General features: G+C 64.8%; 19 protein-coding genes and 1 tRNA gene. 19 read left to right on the forward strand and 1 reads right to left on the reverse strand.

Going from position 1 to position 15,487, the window contains the following annotated elements; all coding sequences use genetic code 11:
* The first annotated feature begins 211 nt into the window (after positions 1-211).
* The 9 genes from CGR01S_RS15925 to CGR01S_RS15965 all read left to right on the forward strand — a co-directional run bounded on the left by CGR01S_RS15925 (position 212) and on the right by CGR01S_RS15965 (position 8,000).
* A complete protein-coding gene (locus CGR01S_RS15925) occupies positions 212-1,345 on the forward strand; it encodes a branched-chain amino acid ABC transporter substrate-binding protein (RefSeq protein WP_042429638.1) in 1,134 nt (377 codons plus the stop codon).
* Positions 1,346-1,368: 23 nt separating this feature from the next.
* The gene (locus CGR01S_RS15930; protein ID WP_042429641.1) at positions 1,369-2,418 is read left to right on the forward strand and encodes a trans-3-hydroxy-L-proline dehydratase; all 1,050 of its coding nucleotides are present in this window, start codon (positions 1,369-1,371) and stop codon (positions 2,416-2,418) included.
* The gene (locus CGR01S_RS15935; RefSeq protein WP_042429645.1) at positions 2,415-3,347 is read left to right on the forward strand and encodes a 4-hydroxyproline epimerase; all 933 of its coding nucleotides are present in this window, start codon (positions 2,415-2,417) and stop codon (positions 3,345-3,347) included. Before CGR01S_RS15930 ends, CGR01S_RS15935 begins: the two co-directional genes overlap by 4 nt.
* A complete protein-coding gene (locus CGR01S_RS15940; RefSeq protein WP_042429648.1) occupies positions 3,344-4,450 on the forward strand; it encodes an NAD(P)/FAD-dependent oxidoreductase in 1,107 nt (368 codons plus the stop codon). Before CGR01S_RS15935 ends, CGR01S_RS15940 begins: the two co-directional genes overlap by 4 nt.
* 12 nt (positions 4,451-4,462) lie before the next feature.
* Complete coding sequence (locus tag CGR01S_RS15945) at positions 4,463-4,723, forward strand: (2Fe-2S)-binding protein (RefSeq protein ID WP_042429651.1); 261 nt, start codon at positions 4,463-4,465, stop codon at positions 4,721-4,723.
* Positions 4,720-6,024 (forward strand): NAD(P)/FAD-dependent oxidoreductase, encoded by a 1,305-nt coding sequence (locus CGR01S_RS15950; protein ID WP_042429654.1) that lies wholly within the window; start codon positions 4,720-4,722, stop codon positions 6,022-6,024. The genes CGR01S_RS15945 and CGR01S_RS15950 overlap by 4 nt, the downstream gene beginning before the upstream one ends.
* Positions 6,021-7,049, forward strand: coding sequence for an Ldh family oxidoreductase (locus tag CGR01S_RS15955; protein WP_042429657.1), 1,029 nt, complete (start codon positions 6,021-6,023; stop codon positions 7,047-7,049). Before CGR01S_RS15950 ends, CGR01S_RS15955 begins: the two co-directional genes overlap by 4 nt.
* A gap of 30 nt (positions 7,050-7,079) precedes the next feature.
* Positions 7,080-7,769, forward strand: a complete 690-nt coding sequence (locus tag CGR01S_RS15960) for a GntR family transcriptional regulator (RefSeq protein WP_042429660.1) — start codon at positions 7,080-7,082, stop codon at positions 7,767-7,769.
* Positions 7,770-7,926: 157 nt separating this feature from the next.
* Positions 7,927-8,000 (forward strand) — tRNA-Gly (locus CGR01S_RS15965).
* On the opposite strand, the gene CGR01S_RS16545 is transcribed toward CGR01S_RS15965, so the two are convergent.
* Positions 7,966-8,292: a helix-turn-helix domain-containing protein gene (locus CGR01S_RS16545; RefSeq protein WP_156967600.1), complete on the reverse strand. Its 327-nt coding sequence runs from the start codon at positions 8,290-8,292 to the stop codon at positions 7,966-7,968. The genes CGR01S_RS15965 and CGR01S_RS16545 overlap by 35 nt on opposite strands.
* Before the next feature lie 223 nt (positions 8,293-8,515).
* On the opposite strand from CGR01S_RS16545, the gene CGR01S_RS16800 reads away from it, so the two are divergent.
* The 10 genes from CGR01S_RS16800 to CGR01S_RS15995 all read left to right on the forward strand — a co-directional run bounded on the left by CGR01S_RS16800 (position 8,516) and on the right by CGR01S_RS15995 (position 15,339).
* A complete protein-coding gene (locus tag CGR01S_RS16800) occupies positions 8,516-8,791 on the forward strand; it encodes a hypothetical protein (RefSeq protein ID WP_156967601.1) in 276 nt (91 codons plus the stop codon).
* The gene (locus CGR01S_RS15970) at positions 8,788-9,030 is read left to right on the forward strand and encodes a hypothetical protein (RefSeq protein WP_042429663.1); all 243 of its coding nucleotides are present in this window, start codon (positions 8,788-8,790) and stop codon (positions 9,028-9,030) included. Before CGR01S_RS16800 ends, CGR01S_RS15970 begins: the two co-directional genes overlap by 4 nt.
* Positions 9,027-10,100 (forward strand): replication initiation factor domain-containing protein, encoded by a 1,074-nt coding sequence (locus CGR01S_RS16245; RefSeq protein WP_084690759.1) that lies wholly within the window; start codon positions 9,027-9,029, stop codon positions 10,098-10,100. Before CGR01S_RS15970 ends, CGR01S_RS16245 begins: the two co-directional genes overlap by 4 nt.
* Positions 10,097-10,414, forward strand: a complete 318-nt coding sequence (locus CGR01S_RS15980) for a hypothetical protein (RefSeq protein WP_042429666.1) — start codon at positions 10,097-10,099, stop codon at positions 10,412-10,414. The genes CGR01S_RS16245 and CGR01S_RS15980 overlap by 4 nt, the downstream gene beginning before the upstream one ends.
* Before the next feature lie 9 nt (positions 10,415-10,423).
* Complete coding sequence (locus tag CGR01S_RS16805; protein ID WP_156967602.1) at positions 10,424-10,633, forward strand: hypothetical protein; 210 nt, start codon at positions 10,424-10,426, stop codon at positions 10,631-10,633.
* 3 nt (positions 10,634-10,636) lie between these two features.
* On the forward strand, positions 10,637-10,846 hold the full coding sequence (locus CGR01S_RS15985) for a major capsid protein (RefSeq protein WP_052382593.1): 210 nt from the start codon (positions 10,637-10,639) through the stop codon (positions 10,844-10,846).
* Positions 10,847-10,955: 109 nt separating this feature from the next.
* Entirely contained in the window at positions 10,956-12,614 is a 1,659-nt protein-coding gene (locus tag CGR01S_RS16810; RefSeq protein WP_156967603.1) for a hypothetical protein, read from the forward strand.
* Positions 12,614-12,913 (forward strand): DUF2523 domain-containing protein, encoded by a 300-nt coding sequence (locus tag CGR01S_RS15990; RefSeq protein WP_042429678.1) that lies wholly within the window; start codon positions 12,614-12,616, stop codon positions 12,911-12,913. The genes CGR01S_RS16810 and CGR01S_RS15990 overlap by 1 nt, the downstream gene beginning before the upstream one ends.
* Positions 12,913-14,091 carry a zonular occludens toxin domain-containing protein gene (locus CGR01S_RS16550; protein ID WP_084690761.1) on the forward strand — a complete coding sequence of 393 codons (1,179 nt, stop codon included), beginning with the start codon at positions 12,913-12,915 and terminating at the stop codon, positions 14,089-14,091. The genes CGR01S_RS15990 and CGR01S_RS16550 overlap by 1 nt, the downstream gene beginning before the upstream one ends.
* Positions 14,092-14,751: 660 nt before the next feature.
* A complete protein-coding gene (locus CGR01S_RS15995; protein WP_042429669.1) occupies positions 14,752-15,339 on the forward strand; it encodes a recombinase family protein in 588 nt (195 codons plus the stop codon).
* Positions 15,340-15,487: the final 148 nt, after the last annotated feature.

Below are 15,487 nucleotides of genomic sequence, written 5' to 3' on the forward strand. Positions count from 1 at the left end.
AAAGAACAGGTTGCCTGGGCGCGTCGGACATACGCCAAATTGATTACTTTGGATTTTTATTAATGCCACTGAAATAACGATCCGTTCTGGCAGACTCGCTGCGCGTGTTTTTCGCATTTGTCTGTACCCAGACAACTCCGCCCCCGGGCGCTGGGCTATCCGCCCGGCGCCCCTGGGTTCCCTCTCCGTAACCCTTCCCGGAACCATCACCATGCAATTGTTCTCCCTGAAAACCACCCTGGTGGCCACTGCCGCCCTGGCCTGCGCCGCCTCCGCCCTGGCCCAGGAGCAGATCGTCAAGATCGGCCACAGCGGCCCCCTCTCCGGCCCCAACACCTTCGCCGGCCGCGACAACGACAACGGCGTGCGCCTGGCGGTCGAGGAGCTCAACGCCCGCAAGATCAACGTGGGCGGCAAGACGCTGAAGTTCGAAGTCATCTCCGAAGACGACCAGTGCGATGCCAAGACCGGCGTGGCCGTGGCGCAAAAGCTCGTCGACTCGGGCGTGAAGTACGTCATGGGCCCCTACTGCTCGGGCGTGGCCATCCCCGCCTCGCGCGTGTACGACGGCGGCGGCACCATGGTCTCCACCGTGGGCACCAACCCCAAGGTCACGCAAGGCGGCTACAAGAACCTGTTCCGCATCATCGCCAGCGACTCGCAGATCGGCGGCAACATGGCGGCCTACGCCGCCAATGTCATGAAGGTCAAGAAGGTGGGCGTGGTGGACGACCGCACCGCCTTCGGCCAGGGCGTGGCGGAGGAATTCGCCAAGGAAGCGCAGAAGCTGGGCCTGACCATCGTGGGCCGCGAGTTCACCAACGACAAGGCCACCGACTTCATGGCCATTCTCACCAGCCTCAAGGGCAAGCAGCCCGAGGCCATCTTCTACGGCGGCTACGCGCCCCAGGCCGCCCCCATGGCGCGCCAGATGAAGCAACTGGGCATCACCGCCAAGCTGCTGGGCGGCGACACGCTGTGCAGCCCCGAGATGGGCAAGCTGGCCGCGGACGCCGTGAACGACTTCGTCTATTGCGCCTACGCCGGCATGCTGATGGACGCCAACGACACCACCAAGGCCTTCCAGGCGAAGTTCAAGAAGCGCTTCGGCCAGAACCCCGACGTGTACGGCCCGGCCTACTACGACCAGGTCATGTTCATCGGCGAAGCCATGCAGAAGAGCGGCTCCATCGACCCCACCAAGGTCGGTGACTGGATGCGCCAGAACCCCTACAAGGGCGTGCTGGGCGAGTACGGCTACGACAACAAGGGCAACCGCCTGAAGGCACCGACCGTGGTCAACACCTTCAAGGACGGCAAGCCCACGCCGCTGGCCAGCCACTGAGACTGCCTGCAGGCACGCTGACGATGCGCACTTCCCGCCTCATCCACGTTGTGAGCTGCCACGCCGAGGGCGAGGTGGGCGATGTCATCGTCGGTGGCGTCGCGCCACCGCCCGGCGGCACGCTCTGGGAGCAGTCGCGCTTCATCGCGCGCGACCAGGGCCTGCGCCAGTTCGTGCTGAACGAACCGCGCGGCGGCGTGTTCCGCCATGTGAACCTGCTCGTGCCACCCAAGGACCCGCGCGCGGCCATGGGCTGGATCATCATGGAGCCCGAGGACACGCCCCCGATGTCCGGCTCCAACTCCATCTGCGTCGCCACGGTGCTGCTCGACAGCGGCATCGTGCCCATGCAGGAACCGCACACCCGCTTCGCGCTGGAGGCGCCCGGCGGCCTGGTCGAGGTCGTTGCCGACTGCCGCGCCGGCAAGGCCGAGCGCATCACGGTGCGTAACATGCCTTCGTTCGCCACGCGCCTGGACGCGCCGCTCGAAGTGCCGGGCCTGCCCACGCTCAGCGTGGACATCGCCTTTGGCGGCGACAGCTTCGTCATCACCGACCCGCACGCCCTGGGCTTCACGCTGCACCCGAGCGAGGCGCGCGCGCTGGCCGAGACGGGTTTTCGCATCACCCAGGCGGCCAACGAGCAATTGGGCTTTGCGCACCCGCTGCTGCCGGGCTGGGACCACATCTCCTTCTGCCAGTTCGCCGCCCCGCTGCAGTGGGAGGACGGCGTGGCCACCGGCCACAACACCGTCGTCATCCGCCCGGGCAAGCTCGACCGCTCGCCCACGGGCACCGGCTGCTCGGCGCGCATGGCCGTGCTGCACGCGCGCGGCGTGCTGCGCACGGGCGAGCGCTTCATCGGCCGCTCCATCATCGGCTCCGAATTCCACTGCCGCATCGAGGACACCACCAGCGTGGGCCACCTCGCGGCCATCGTGCCCAGCATCTCGGGCCGCGCCTGGATCACGGGCACGCACCAGCTCATGCTGGACCCGGCCGACCCCTGGCCTGCTGGCTACCGGCTGGCCGACACCTGGCCGATGCTTGAAACACAGACGCACCAACCATGAAACGCATCCAGATCATCGACTCCCACACCGGCGGCGAACCCACGCGGCTGGTGATCGGCGGCTTTCCCGACCTCGGCACGGGCAGCATGATGGAACGCCGCGCCCTGCTGGCCGAACAGCACGACGCCTGGCGCGCCGCCACGGCGCTGGAGCCGCGCGGCAGCGACGTGATCGTCGGTGCCCTGCTCTGCGCGCCGCAGGACCCGGCCAACACCGCCGGCGTGATCTTCTTCAACAACACCGGGTATCTCGGCATGTGCGGCCACGGCACCATCGGCCTGGTGGCCTCGCTGGCCTACCTGGGCCGCATCCAGCCTGGCGAACACCGCATCGAGACGCCCGTGGGCACCGTCACCACCACGCTGCACGACGACGGCTCGGTCAGCGTGCGCAACGTGCCCGCCTACCGCCTGCACCACCGCCTGCAGGTCCAGGTGCCCGGCCATGGCACCGTGACCGGCGATGTCGCCTGGGGCGGCAACTGGTTCTTCCTGGTCACCGAGCACCAGCAGCGCGTGGAAAGCAACAATATCGAGGCCCTGACCGACTTCGCCTGGGCCGTGCGCCAGGCGCTGGAGGCGCAGGGCGTGCGCGGCGACGACGGCGGCGTGATCGACCATGTGGAGCTGTTCGCCGACGACGCGCGCTTCGACAGCCGCAACTTCGTGCTCTGCCCCGGCCGCGCCTACGACCGCTCGCCCTGCGGCACCGGCACCAGCGCCAAGCTCGCCTGCCTGGCCGCTGACGGCAAGCTGCAGCCCGGCCAGGTCTGGCGCCAGGCCAGCATCATCGGCAGCCATTTCGACGCCAGCTACGCGCTGCAGGACGGCAAGGTCATCCCCACGCTGCGCGGGCGCGCCCACATGAGCGCGGAAGCCACGCTGCTGATCGAGGAGGACGACCCGTTCGGCTGGGGCATCCGCCTGTGAGTTCTACGGACGTCATCGTCATCGGCGCCGGCATCGTCGGCGCCGCCTGCGCCTACGAGCTGGCTGCTGCCGGCCTGACGGTGCAGGTGCTCGACGCACGCAAGGGCGGCGCCACGAATGCCGGCATGGGCCACCTCGTGGTGATGGACGACAACCCGGCCGAGCTGGCGCTGAGCCAGTCCTCCCTTGACGTCTGGCACCAATGGGGTCCGCGCATGACGGCCAACCAGCCGGCCTGCCAGTTCACCAACTGCGGCACCCTGTGGGTGGCCGCCAACGCCGAGGAAATGGCTGCCGCCGAGGACAAGCAGGAGCGCCTGCGTGCGCACGGCATCGCCTGCGAGCTGCTCGGCGCTGCCGCGCTCGCCGCTGCCGAGCCCCTGCTGCGCCCGGGCCTGGCGGGCGCGCTCAAGGTCGGCGGCGACAGCGTGGTCTACGCCCCCAACGCCGCCGAATGGCTGCTCCAGCATGCCGCACGCCCCGTTACCGTCGAGCAGGCCGAAGTCACGCGGATCGAGGGCCGCACGGTGCACCTGGCCGATGGCCGCCAGCGCAGCGCGGGCGCCGTGCTGCTGGCAGCCGGCATCGAGGCACCGCGCCTGTGCCCCGGCCTGCCCATCCGCCCCAAGAAGGGCCACCTGGCCATCACCGAGCGCCACCCCGGCCTGCTGCGCCACCAACTCGTGGAGCTGGGCTATATCACCAGCGCGCACCACAGCGACGGCACTTCGGTGGCCTTCAACCTGCAGCCCCGGCCCACGGGGCAGTTGCTGATCGGCTCGTCACGCCAGTTCGACACCACCGACCCGGCCGTGGAGAACGCCATCCTCGCGCGCATGCTGCGCCGCGCGCTGGAGTACGCTCCCGGCCTGGCCAACCTTGCCATCCTCCGCACCTGGACAGGCTTTCGCGCCGCCACGCCCGACAGCCTGCCCCTCATTGGCGCTCACCCCGACCGCGACGGGCTGTGGCTGGCCGTGGGCCACGAGGGCCTGGGCGTGACGACCGCGCCGGCGACGGCCCGGCTCATCGCCGCGCAGATGACGGGCGCCACGCCGCCCATCGACCCCGCGCCCTACGCGGCCACGCGCTTCGGCCTCTGAATCCGCAGTGCCATGACTTCTACCGTAAACATCCACATCGACGGCCAGGCCCTGGCCGTGCCCGCCGGCAGCAGCGTGGCCGCCGCGCTCGCACGCACGCCCGGCGGCTGCGCGCGCCGGTCGGTCAGCGGCGAAGCGCGCGCACCGTTCTGCGGCATGGGCATTTGCCATGAATGCCGCGTCACCATCGACGGCCGCCGCCAGCTCGCCTGCCAGACGGTGTGCCAGGACGGCATGCGCATCGACACCGGCATTCCCGCACAGCACCCATGACCAGCGCACTGCACTCCCCCGCCGCGCCCGTCCGGCGCTGCGACATCCTCATCATCGGCGCCGGCCCGGCCGGCATGGCGGCGGCTCTCACGGCCGCACCCAGCGGCGCTGCCATCGTGCTGGTGGACGACAACCCCGCCCCCGGCGGCCAGATCTGGCGCGACGGCCCCGGCGCCCACCTGCCGCCACTGGCGCGCGCGCACCGTGAGCGGCTGGCCGGCCTGCCCAACGTGCGCGTGCTCACCGGCACGCGCGTGGTCGGTCTGGGCGACACGCCCGCCACGGACACCGCCCCGGCCCTGCTGCTGGAAGACGGCCAACAGGGCTGGACCCAGCACTGCGGCCGCCTCGTCCTGTGCACCGGCGCGCGCGAACTGCTGCTGCCCTTCCCCGGCTGGACGCTGCCCGGCGTCACCGGCGCGGGCGGCCTGCAGGCGCTTATCAAGGCCGGCCTGCCGGTGCGCGGCCAGCGCATCGTCATCGCGGGCACCGGCCCGCTGCTGCTGGCCGCCGCGCACACCGCGCGCGAGGCCGGCGCCCAGGTGCTGCGCATCGCCGAGCAGACACCCTGGGGCCAGCTCGCGGCCTTCGGCCTGCAACTGCCGCGCTGGCCCGCCAAGGCCGTGCAGGCCCTGCCGCTGCTGCACCCGGCACTGCGCGCCGCCAGCCATGTGCTGGAGGCCCGGGGGACCAATCAGTTGCAGTCGGTGCGGCTGCAACGCGGCACGGACGAGGAGGTGCTGGAGTGCGAGCGCCTGGCCTGCGGCTTCGGCCTGGTGCCCCACACCCACCTGGGCCAGATGCTGGGCTGCGCACTGAATGACCGCCAGGGCCTGGCCGTGGACGCGGTGCAGGCCACCGCCGTACCCGGAGTGTTCGCGGCCGGCGAGTGCACGGGCTTTGGCGGCAGCGACAAGGCGCTCGTCGAAGGCGCCATGGCGGGCCACGCCGCCGCAGGCGACACCACCGCCGCGCTGGCCCTGGCACCGCAGCAGGCACGCTGGCAGAGTTTTGCCGATGCGCTGCACCAGCGCTTCGCGCTCTCGCCCCAACTGCGCAGCCTGCTGCGCCCCGACACCCTGGTCTGCCGCTGCGAGGACGTGCGCCACGCCGACCTGGCGCCGCGCGCGGGCTGGATCGACGCCAAGCTGCACACACGCTGCGGCATGGGCCCCTGCCAGGGGCGCGTGTGCGGCGCGGCGGCACAATTCCTCTACGGCTGGACGCCCGCGCCTGCGCACCACCTGCTGGCCCCCGCCCGCATCGCCACGCTGGCGGGCATTGACGAAAGCACCCCATGAGCACCACCCCTTCCACCGACATGGTTCGCATCCCCCTGCCCGAGTTGAACGAGCTTGCCTGCCGCGTGCTGCTGCGCCAGGGCCTTTCGCAACCGCACGCCGAGGCCATGGCGCGCACCATCGTCGCCGGGCAGCGCGACGACTGCCAGTCGCACGGCGTGTACCGCCTCGTCACCTGCGCGCACACCATCCGCGCGGGCAAGGTGGACCTGCAGGCCGAGCCGGTGGTGTCGCCTGCCAGCGGCGCCGTGGTGCGCGTGGATGCGCGCTACGCCTTCTCGCCCCTGGCCTTCGAGCGCGGCCTGCCCGCCCTGGTGGAAGCCGCGCGCACGCACGGCCTGGGCGCGCTGGTCATCCAGCACTGCTTCCATTTCTCGGCGCTGTGGCCCGAGATCGAGGCCATCACCGCGCACGGCCTGGCCGCGCTGGCGCTCACGCCCAGCCACGCCTGGGTGGCGCCGGCGGGCGGCCACCAGCCGGTGTTCGGCACCAACCCCATCGCCTTCGGCTGGCCGCGCCCGGGGCCCACGCCCTTCGTGTTCGACTTCGCCACCAGCGCCATCGCGCGCGGCGACCTGGAGCTGCACCGCCGCGCGGGCAAGCCCCTGCCGCCGGACTGCGGCGTCGATGCCCAGGGCCAGCCCAGTACCGACCCCGTGGCCATCGCCCAGGGCGCCATGCGGACCTTTGGCGGTCACAAGGGCTCGGCGCTGTCGGCCATGGTGGAGCTGATGGCCGGCGCCCTGATCGGCGACTGGATGAGCCGCGAGTCGCTGGCCTTTGACGCGGGCGCGGGCGCCGCGCCCTGCCATGGCGAGCTGATCCTGGCCTTCGACCCGGCGCGCCTGAGCGGGGGCGACCCAGCCGCGCACCAGCAGCGCGCCGAAGAGCTGTTTGCCGCCATCACCGGCCAGGGCGCGCGCCTGCCCTCGCAGCGCCGCTACGAGGCCCGTGCGCGCAGCCTGGCCGAGGGCGTGGCCGTGCCGCGCGCGCTGTACGCGGAAATCCTCGCACTGGCTGGTTGAGACACCCCTGAAAGACAAGGCACCGCCGCCATGCTCCCTGATCCCAGCAGCCCCGCGACCCCGACGCCGGACCCGGCGCACATTCCCAAGCGGCGCGCCGCCGACATCGCCTACGACGCCATCGAAACGCTGATCTCCACACTGGAGATGCGCCCGGGCAGCCCCGTGGTGGAGGCCGAAATCGTCGAGCGCACCGGCCTGGGCCGCACGCCCGTGCGCGAGGCGCTGTTGCGCATGGTTTCCATCGGCCTGATCGTGCAGCAGCCGCGGCGCGGCCTGACGGTCTCGGCCATCGACCTGGCGGACCACCTCGACGTGATCCAGACCCGGCGCGTGCTCGAATGCCTGATCGCCGCCTGCTCCGCGCGCCGCGCCACCGCGCCCCAGCGCGCCGACATCCTGCGCTGCGCCGAGCACATGCTGCAGACGGCGGACAGTGGCGACCTCGACGCCTACATGCGCGCCGACCATGAGCTGGACGTCGTGAACCACGAGGCCAGCCAGAACCACTCGGCCGTCAAGTGCGTGGTGCCGCTCATCGTGCAGTGCCGCCGCTTCTGGTACGCCTACCAGCACCAGGGCGACATCACCGAGGGCGCCCGCGCCCACATGGCGCTGGCCCAGGGCATTGCCACAGGCAACGAGGCCGCCGCCGTGGCAGGAGCAAACCAGCTCATGGACTACCTGGAACATTTCGCACGCCGCGTGATTGACCGCTGAGCGCGACGGCTGCACCGCCAGGTGGCACCAGAAACTATGCTTTTCATAGCATCTGCCGCTTTCTGCATAAGCCCTGCAGCCAAAAATGGCATCTATTTGCCAAATTTGTGCCCGGCCGCCAGAAGCCACCGCTGGCGTGCCTATAATCAAGGGTTTCGCGGGCGTCGTTCAATGGCAGGACCTGAGCTTCCCAAGCTCAAGACGTGGGTTCGATTCCCATCGCCCGCTCCAGCTTCCCAGCAGGGAACGCTTTCAGGATTGCCTTCAATCCTTGCGCTGCTTCTTTTTCTGTAGCAGTACCCCCTTCAAATTCCTCGATCACGCCCTCAATGACTGCTGTCTTGAGGTCGTAGCCCGCAATCTCTGCGAGCCTTGCTCGCGTGCGTAGATTGCATGGTCGTTCGCCCGTTTTCATCTGCGTGATGTTCGACTTGTGCATGCCGAGCATCCCCGCTAGCTGCTTCTGACTGCCGGCCTTTTCGGCTGCTGCCTCGATGAGTTGCTGCAAGCTCATGGTTGCCATTTTGCTGAACTCCTTGTAGGCTCTGGTTTCCATATTTGCCAACCGTTGGCAAATATGGCAATCATAAACAGGAGCCGGCATGCCCCCCACCCCTCACGTTTGCTCATCCCCTGCCACCCCAACGGCACCGGCTAGCTTGCCGGCTCCAGCCGATGCCGGGCAGGGGGTGGGCATCCTTCAGCGGCGTCTCTTGGCCTTTTGCGCCTGGCGCTGTTCGTCTCTGATGGCCTTCATCTGGGCCTTCCATTCATCGCGCTCTTTGCGTCGCGCTTTCTTTTCCTGGACAACGAAATACGTTCGGATCGCGCCGACGGTGATGGCGATGCCTGCGGCGGCGAATACGTATGTAACGATTTCAGTTGGTAGTGCCACGGAAGTTCCTCTCTGGTTGTTTGTGCTGCTGATCGTCGCTTGGACGCTCGTTGCCCTGGCCATTTTCCATTGGCTCATGGTGCCGCTGCTCGGCTGGATTGCGGACCGCATCGTGGACAAGAAATGAGCATCGACTCTATCCCCGGCCAATCCGGCGCCGGCATGCTCGACATGTTCAACGCCCCCGCCCCCGTCCGCACCTGGCTTGTCCAGCTGCTCCCCGGCATGTGCGCGCCTGGTGAGAGCTGCGTCAAGCGCTTCAGGTCCGTCGATGCCTTCGACGGCTACGTGCGCCAGGTCCGCGCATCGGGCTACCCCGTTTCTTTCACCTCGCCCTTCACGGCCATAGTGGAGGCTCGCCCATGACGACGACGGTATTTCACGACTCCCCCCCATCCGAAGGGGGGGCGGTGTCCTGGCGCGTGCGCCCGGTCCCGGCTGTTGGCGCGGCAGCGCCTTCCGCCCGTGCTGTAACACGGGTGGAAAGTTCATCCGTCACGGCCTCATCGGATCGCGCGGCCAAGATCGATTGGTTGAATGCCACGTTCGATCATCCGGCCATGAGCCTTTCCGGCCTGGTGCAGTTCATCAGCGCGATCACTGATGGGATGGTCACCGCGCAGCAAGACGGCGGGCTGTTCGGCTTTACAGAGCGCCATCGCATGACGGCCCACCTGGCCGACGGCTCGCGCGTCGAAATCGGCTCCATCGCCCTCGGCGGCGAATCACAAAAAGGCCGTTGGCTCCTGCAACTCAACGGCAAGGGCTGTGGCCTCGTCAATGACTGGACCAGCCTGCAAGAGCTCCTTGAAGGCCTCAAGGCCGAACTCTCGCGCGTAGACCTGGCGGTCGACTTCCTAGACGGTGAATACACGGTTGACGACGCCGTGACCCTCTACGACCAGGGCGCATTCATCAATCGTGGGCGAAACCCTCAGCTGGACATACAGGGCGCCTGGCACGAAAGCGGCACGAAGGGACGAACCATGTACGTCGGAAAACTCAAGAACGGCAAGACGCTGTGTGTCTACGAAAAGGGGCGCCAGCAGAACATGCCGGACAGCAACTGGACGCGCTTCGAGGTGCGCCTGGGCAACCGCGATCGCGTCATTCCCCTGGACGTTCTCACGAACCCGGACCGTTATTTCACGGGCGCCTATCCGGCCCTCTCTCACATGCTCGAAGCAGCGGCCGAGGCCATCCCCACGCTGCAGGAAGAGACCAAGGGCAGCTTGGCCCACGGCCTCTACCACCTGGAACGCTGCTACGGCAAATACATGCACCAGGCGCTCGAAATCACAGGCTGCACCTCCGCCGATCTCATCGAGGAGGTGCGCGTCATCGGAATGCCCAAGAGGGTAGACCCAGCCGGCGGGAGTGCCGGCCTCGCATGGCCCGAGTTACAGGCCCAAATCGAAAGGATCAGACCGTCATGAGCACCGTAGTAGCCTCCTCAACTCAGGGAAAGACCATCCCCATGCAAGTCACCATCAAAGGCCGCATCGACGCGGCGCGCCGCCACGAAAAGAACGCATACACGCGCATCGTCACGCCCGCCCCGGACCTCTACAGCCGGCCGCAGACCGTCGAAGTTCGCAGCAAGCAGCGCCTCGGCCAGGTCGGTGACGAGATCACGGTCCAGGCCGTGCTCGGTGGCTACACCCGCAAGCCCTTCCGCAGCGTGGACAAGGAAACCGGCGAGACGTCCATGGTCACTCCGGTGGACATGACGCTCGATGCCGTCGAGTGATCCCGCACTGTGGCCGACCCCGTCTCCATCACCTGCCCCAGCACCTGCACGGTGACTGTTGTCCATGAATTAAGTCTCCCTCCGCTGCAGTTGACTGCTTCTGAGGGAGCGCAAATCGCCGTTGCCATCCTGGCGATTTGGGCAATTGCCTATGGCTTCCGGGCCTTGGTCCAAATGCTCAAGAAAACGGATGGTGAATCTTCATCTGAAAGTGAGTGAACTATGGAAATCCAGAAAACCATGAATCGCGCCCTGGTCGGTGCCGGTGCCCTCGTTCTCGCGAGCGCTTCTCATGCCGCTGCTATCGACGTCGGCGACATCGTCAGCGACATCGCTGCGCAGGCCGCGCCCGTGGCCCTGATCGGCGGTGCTGTGCTGCTGCTCGTCGTGGGCATCAAGGCGTTCCAGTGGGTGCGCAAGGCGCTCAGCTGATCTCGCGGTCCCTGTCCGGCCGGCAGGGGCCTTTTCAATGCGTCCGTGTCGGGCGCGTCGCAAAGGCTCAAATGGGGATATTCATCATTATTGCAATATTGGGGGCGGCATGGCTAATATTTACCGCCTGATAATTTCCCTTTTCTTTGCGTTTATTGTTGCATTGCCGGATCGCGTTTTCGCATTCCCGCAGTCGATGCAGTATTTCATCAGTGCATTTGACGGTAGCGGGCAACTCGGTCCATTCGGTTCTCCTGGCGGTGCTTGTGGCCCGTGGTATAACTCCTTCACAGGCAAGAATTTACCCCATGGCAAGGATATGGGTTATTTGCCGTCCCCTGGGGTTTACGGCACGTGCACTGCTGGTGATGGTACAAACTGGTTTTTCGGCTCCCCTGTCGGTGGCCGCATGTCATGCCCGGCTAATTCGACAGATAATGCCGGTGACTGTAGTTGTAATTCCGGTTATGAGGAAAAATCCTCCACATGTGAGCCTGTTTTAAGCCCGTTAGATAAATGGTGCAAGGATTTCGAGGGTGCGCCTTGGAATGGCATGGAGACCGAGCGTAAATATTCAGATACGCCGAGCAGTTTTCAGTCTTGCGCGCGTAGTCCTTTCTGGGACCCCGAAGATTTTCCCGGTAAGGGCTGTCTCTATAATGTGCAGAAAGAATGGGGCGCTCAATCTCGGACCGACGGTAAATACTATACATACGGTAATGGCGTCGGTGCTGGTGTTCCGTGCGATATTGGCCCTGGTGCTGATCCCGAAAAAAAAGAGGCGAAAAATCCTGAGTGTGAATCGGGGCAGCCTGGGGTCGTTAATGGAGTGAAAGTCTGTGTTCCTTATCTTCCCGAGACGATAGAGCGTAAGCAAACCGAGAATAAAAACACGAAAACTACTTGCTCCGGTGGTACTTGCACCACGACGACGACGACGAAAACGTCAAGCTCGGAAAAGCCAGTGTTTGATTCATCTTCACCCAATCAGGGTGGCTCGGATGGCACTGGTAGCGGCGTACCTCGAACCTACGGCTGGAAAGAGGGCGGTTCAGGTGAGGGCGGCGGTAAAGATATACCGGCTCCTGGCTCGATCGCCGATGGCTGGGACCGTGATAAGCCGGTGGAGACGCAGCGCGAGACCACAAAAGAGCAGACGAAAAACGCGGATGGCTCTTTAAGTCCTGTCAAAGTGACAGAGCGCACTACGTCTAGTCAAGTCGGTGCGGATGGCAAGGTTACGACGGCCACGGAAACGCGCTCCTGGTATGAGGATTCGTCTGGTAATCGCGTCGGTGATATTAATAATGAGTCTGGCGAGGTCAAGAGAGAGGATAAAAGAACCTTTTGCGAGGAAAATCCCAAATTGACCATTTGCCGCGATTCTGCGTTTTCTGGCGCTTGTGGTGTCGATTTTAAATGCGACGGTGACGCAATACAGTGCGCCATTGTGCGCGAGCAGCACAATCGCAATTGCAAGCTGTTCGACCTCAAGAGTCTGGAATCCGAGCTCTACGAAAAAGAAAAGAACAAAGAGGGCGACCAGACAAAAGAGCTGCCAGGCAATGAGACAATCGATATGAACAATCGAATTAAAACCGATGACCTCCTGGGCGGTGGTGGCGGCATAATGGACGTCAATATTACGGTCTGGAATCGCAGTATCACGCTGCCTTTTTCTCAGCTTAATTCCACGCTGCAATATCTCGGGAATATCCTCGTTGCTATTGCCATGCTTTCTGCAGTCCGCATTATCGGGGGTAAATGATGCCTGTCTTTCTTGCTGCCCTCGGCGGCGTTCTTATTAATGTCGTCGGCACAATCGTCGGTCGCGTCATGATTGCGCTGGGCATCGGCGTCGTCACATATACCGGCGTCGGGGCCTCCGTAGACTTCCTCAAGTCTCAAGCCATTGCGAATTTCAATTCGCTGCCGCCCGAGGTATATACCATTCTCGCAATGCTTAAGGTCGGATCAGCAATTAATATCGTCGTCAGTGCCATCATGGCCCGCATGGTGCTTGATGGTCTTACCTCGGATACGTTTAAACGCTGGGTTATCAAGTAATGCTTTATCTCGTCACGGGCGCTAATGGCGCAGGCAAGACTCTCAATACACTCAAATGGGTTCGTGAGCGCCAGATAAAAGAGGGGCGGCCCGTTTGTCATAATGGGCGATTTGAGCCCGTCGAGGGCGGCGAGCTTTCAAGCTGGAAGAAAATCGACATTCAGAAATGGCAGGACGAGCCTGACGGCACGATTTTTCTTGTCGATGAATGCCACAATGATTTTCCGCAGCGGCCCGCTAGTGCCAAACCGCCTGAGTACGTCCAGATGCTGGCCGAGCATCGGCGTCGTGGCTTTGATTTCTACCTTGTCACACAGCACCCACAAAACATCGACTCGTTCGTTCGACGGCTGATCGGTTCCCCGGGCTGGCATCGGCACTTAAAGCGCGCGTTCGGCGGTGATCTGGTTAGTGTCCAGGAGTATCCGGCTGTCAACGCGCAGTGCGAGAAGCAAGGCGCGGGAAAAAACGGCGAGGTCACCATGGTGGCCTTTCCGAAAGAGGTTTATAGCTGGTATCGATCCGCAAGTCTCCACACTGGAAAAAAGCGAATCCCGAAAATCGTCTGGCTTCTTGCTGCCGCTGTGGTGCTCGTCCCCACAATGTTCGTGCTCGCGTTCAAGACCGTTGGCAAAACCAGTCTTGACAAGATTCAGAAAGCCAGCCCTGCGCCCATGGCCGGCGTGCCTGCCCAGCGTGCCGCTGGGCCTGTCGCAGCGCAGGCTATCAGCGTCGGTGACTACATTAAGGCGCGCGAACCTCGGCTTCCTGACCTTCCTCATACTGCGCCCGTTTATGACGATGTGACGAAACCGGTCACTGCGCCTTATCCCGCCGCGTGTGTCTCGTTTAAAGGTGAGTGCAGGTGCTATACACAGCAGGGCACGCGCATGATCGTTTCGGCCATGCTGTGCACTCAAATCGTTGAGCGCGGCTACTTCGTTGACTGGGACACTTCGCGGGGCGTGAAGACCGTTTCCGTGGCTTCTGAGCCCGCCCGTCCCGCGTCCGCTGCGGTTGCCGAACAGCGAGTCCAGACGGTGCCCATGCCTTCGCCCCGTGGTCGCCAGCCCGGTGAGATTACCCAGGCGGACATTCCCGAGGTTCTCGGCCTGCGCAATCCCGCGATGCGTGGAACGCGCGATGGCGGCATCACTGTTGCTGAAGGTGCTCGCTGAGTCTTTAGCGCTTTTCTGTTGAGCAATGGGGACCCATGCAGCGCGAATAGCGCGGCCCCGCAGGGGTGCATGGGGCTGGGGGTATGGGGGTGCAGACCCCCCATGTCGTGCAGTCGTTCGACCCGTGCCCGGCACAGTGCGCGCAGTGCTCAATCATTCACGGGGTGAGGCCTTAGGCCGAGGGGCTCTGCCCCTGCGCAAGGGATCGTTAGTCGGTTCACCGATTGAGACGCGCGGCCAGCACCAGGGGACACAAAGCGACTGACGCGCCCCGCAGGACAAGTGCCATGCCCCCCGCGCGCAATGAGGCTCCCTGTAGTGCTAGTGCGCTGCCCCGCGCATAGCCGGGCCAGGACGCAAGCGAAGCGCGGCCAGGCCCGGCTATGAGCGTGCAGCGCCCCTTGCACAAGTGAGGCACCCCGAGCACGGGTGCAAAGCCCCGCAGGACAAGTGCACGGCCCCGAGCGTTAGAGACGCCCTGGCGCTGGCTGCGTGGCTCAACAGCCACTGCTGCTAGAGCCCGGTCGGCGAAGCCGATGCGCCATGGACCTATCGCATGCCACTGACCTTGGCCTGAAAACGCAACATTCGTGGGGTCGGCATTTCGAGCTTTTGGCTATTGCCCGCAGCTCCTAGATTTCCTTTGAGGAGGAAAGCTGAATGCACATTGGATATGCCCGCGTTTCGACAGTCGAGCAGCACACAGCGCTGCAGCTTGATGCCCTGCGCAAGGCAGGCTGCGAGACCATCTACCAGGAAAAGCAATCTGCTGTGAAGGCCCGGCCAGAGCTCGAGAAGTGCCTCGCAGATCTGCAGCCTGGCGACGTGCTCATCGTCTACAAGCTCGACCGATTGGCCCGCAGCTTGAAGCACCTGCTATTCGTTCTGGAGCGCCTGGAAGCCGCCGGCGCTGGGCTGCGCAGTGTCACCGAGCCTGTGGACACATCCACGCCCATGGGCAAGCTCATCATTCAGGTGCTGGGGGCCGTCGCCGAGTTTGAGCGCACGCTGATCCGGGAGCGCTCCATTGCTGGCCAGGTCGCCGCCATCAAGCGTGGCGTGAAGGTGGGCAGTCGCCCGAAGAAAATTTCAGAGGATCAGGCCGAGGAGATCAAGCGGCTTTACGCAGAGGGCAACCACACTTTGGCAAGCCTGGGCAAGCTCTACAGTTGTTCGCATACAACGATCAGGCGAACGATATATGGGGATGAGCGGGACAGAATGGTCGTGCTGAAACACTACCTTTAAGCCAGACGAGGAACCCGCGCCAAGACGTGGGTTCGATTCCCATCGCCCGCTCCAAATAGCTATCTCATTAGGCATCACCCCCCACAACCCGTTGACTCTACTGGAGCAACGGGTTTTTTGTTGTTTTTCAGGGGTTCACTGACCGGCA

The sequence above is a fragment of the Comamonas granuli NBRC 101663 genome (genome assembly GCF_000739995.1).
Lineage (GTDB): Bacteria > Pseudomonadota > Gammaproteobacteria > Burkholderiales > Burkholderiaceae_C > Simplicispira > Simplicispira granuli.

Coding starts and splice junctions, on each gene's coding strand:
- CGR01S_RS15925 (WP_042429638.1), top strand. CDS start 212: ATGCAATTGTTCTCCCTGAAAACCACCCTGGTGGCCACTGCCGCCCTG.
- CGR01S_RS15930 (WP_042429641.1), top strand. CDS start 1,369: ATGCGCACTTCCCGCCTCATCCACGTTGTGAGCTGCCACGCCGAGGGC.
- CGR01S_RS15935 (WP_042429645.1), top strand. CDS start 2,415: ATGAAACGCATCCAGATCATCGACTCCCACACCGGCGGCGAACCCACG.
- CGR01S_RS15945 (WP_042429651.1), top strand. CDS start 4,463: ATGACTTCTACCGTAAACATCCACATCGACGGCCAGGCCCTGGCCGTG.
- CGR01S_RS15950 (WP_042429654.1), top strand. CDS start 4,720: ATGACCAGCGCACTGCACTCCCCCGCCGCGCCCGTCCGGCGCTGCGAC.
- CGR01S_RS15955 (WP_042429657.1), top strand. CDS start 6,021: ATGAGCACCACCCCTTCCACCGACATGGTTCGCATCCCCCTGCCCGAG.
- CGR01S_RS15960 (WP_042429660.1), top strand. CDS start 7,080: ATGCTCCCTGATCCCAGCAGCCCCGCGACCCCGACGCCGGACCCGGCG.
- CGR01S_RS16545 (WP_156967600.1), bottom strand. CDS start 8,292: ATGGCAACCATGAGCTTGCAGCAACTCATCGAGGCAGCAGCCGAAAAG.
- CGR01S_RS16800 (WP_156967601.1), top strand. CDS start 8,516: ATGGCCTTCATCTGGGCCTTCCATTCATCGCGCTCTTTGCGTCGCGCT.
- CGR01S_RS15970 (WP_042429663.1), top strand. CDS start 8,788: ATGAGCATCGACTCTATCCCCGGCCAATCCGGCGCCGGCATGCTCGAC.
- CGR01S_RS16245 (WP_084690759.1), top strand. CDS start 9,027: ATGACGACGACGGTATTTCACGACTCCCCCCCATCCGAAGGGGGGGCG.
- CGR01S_RS15980 (WP_042429666.1), top strand. CDS start 10,097: ATGAGCACCGTAGTAGCCTCCTCAACTCAGGGAAAGACCATCCCCATG.
- CGR01S_RS15985 (WP_052382593.1), top strand. CDS start 10,637: ATGGAAATCCAGAAAACCATGAATCGCGCCCTGGTCGGTGCCGGTGCC.
- CGR01S_RS16810 (WP_156967603.1), top strand. CDS start 10,956: ATGGCTAATATTTACCGCCTGATAATTTCCCTTTTCTTTGCGTTTATT.
- CGR01S_RS15990 (WP_042429678.1), top strand. CDS start 12,614: ATGCCTGTCTTTCTTGCTGCCCTCGGCGGCGTTCTTATTAATGTCGTC.
- CGR01S_RS16550 (WP_084690761.1), top strand. CDS start 12,913: ATGCTTTATCTCGTCACGGGCGCTAATGGCGCAGGCAAGACTCTCAAT.
- CGR01S_RS15995 (WP_042429669.1), top strand. CDS start 14,752: ATGCACATTGGATATGCCCGCGTTTCGACAGTCGAGCAGCACACAGCG.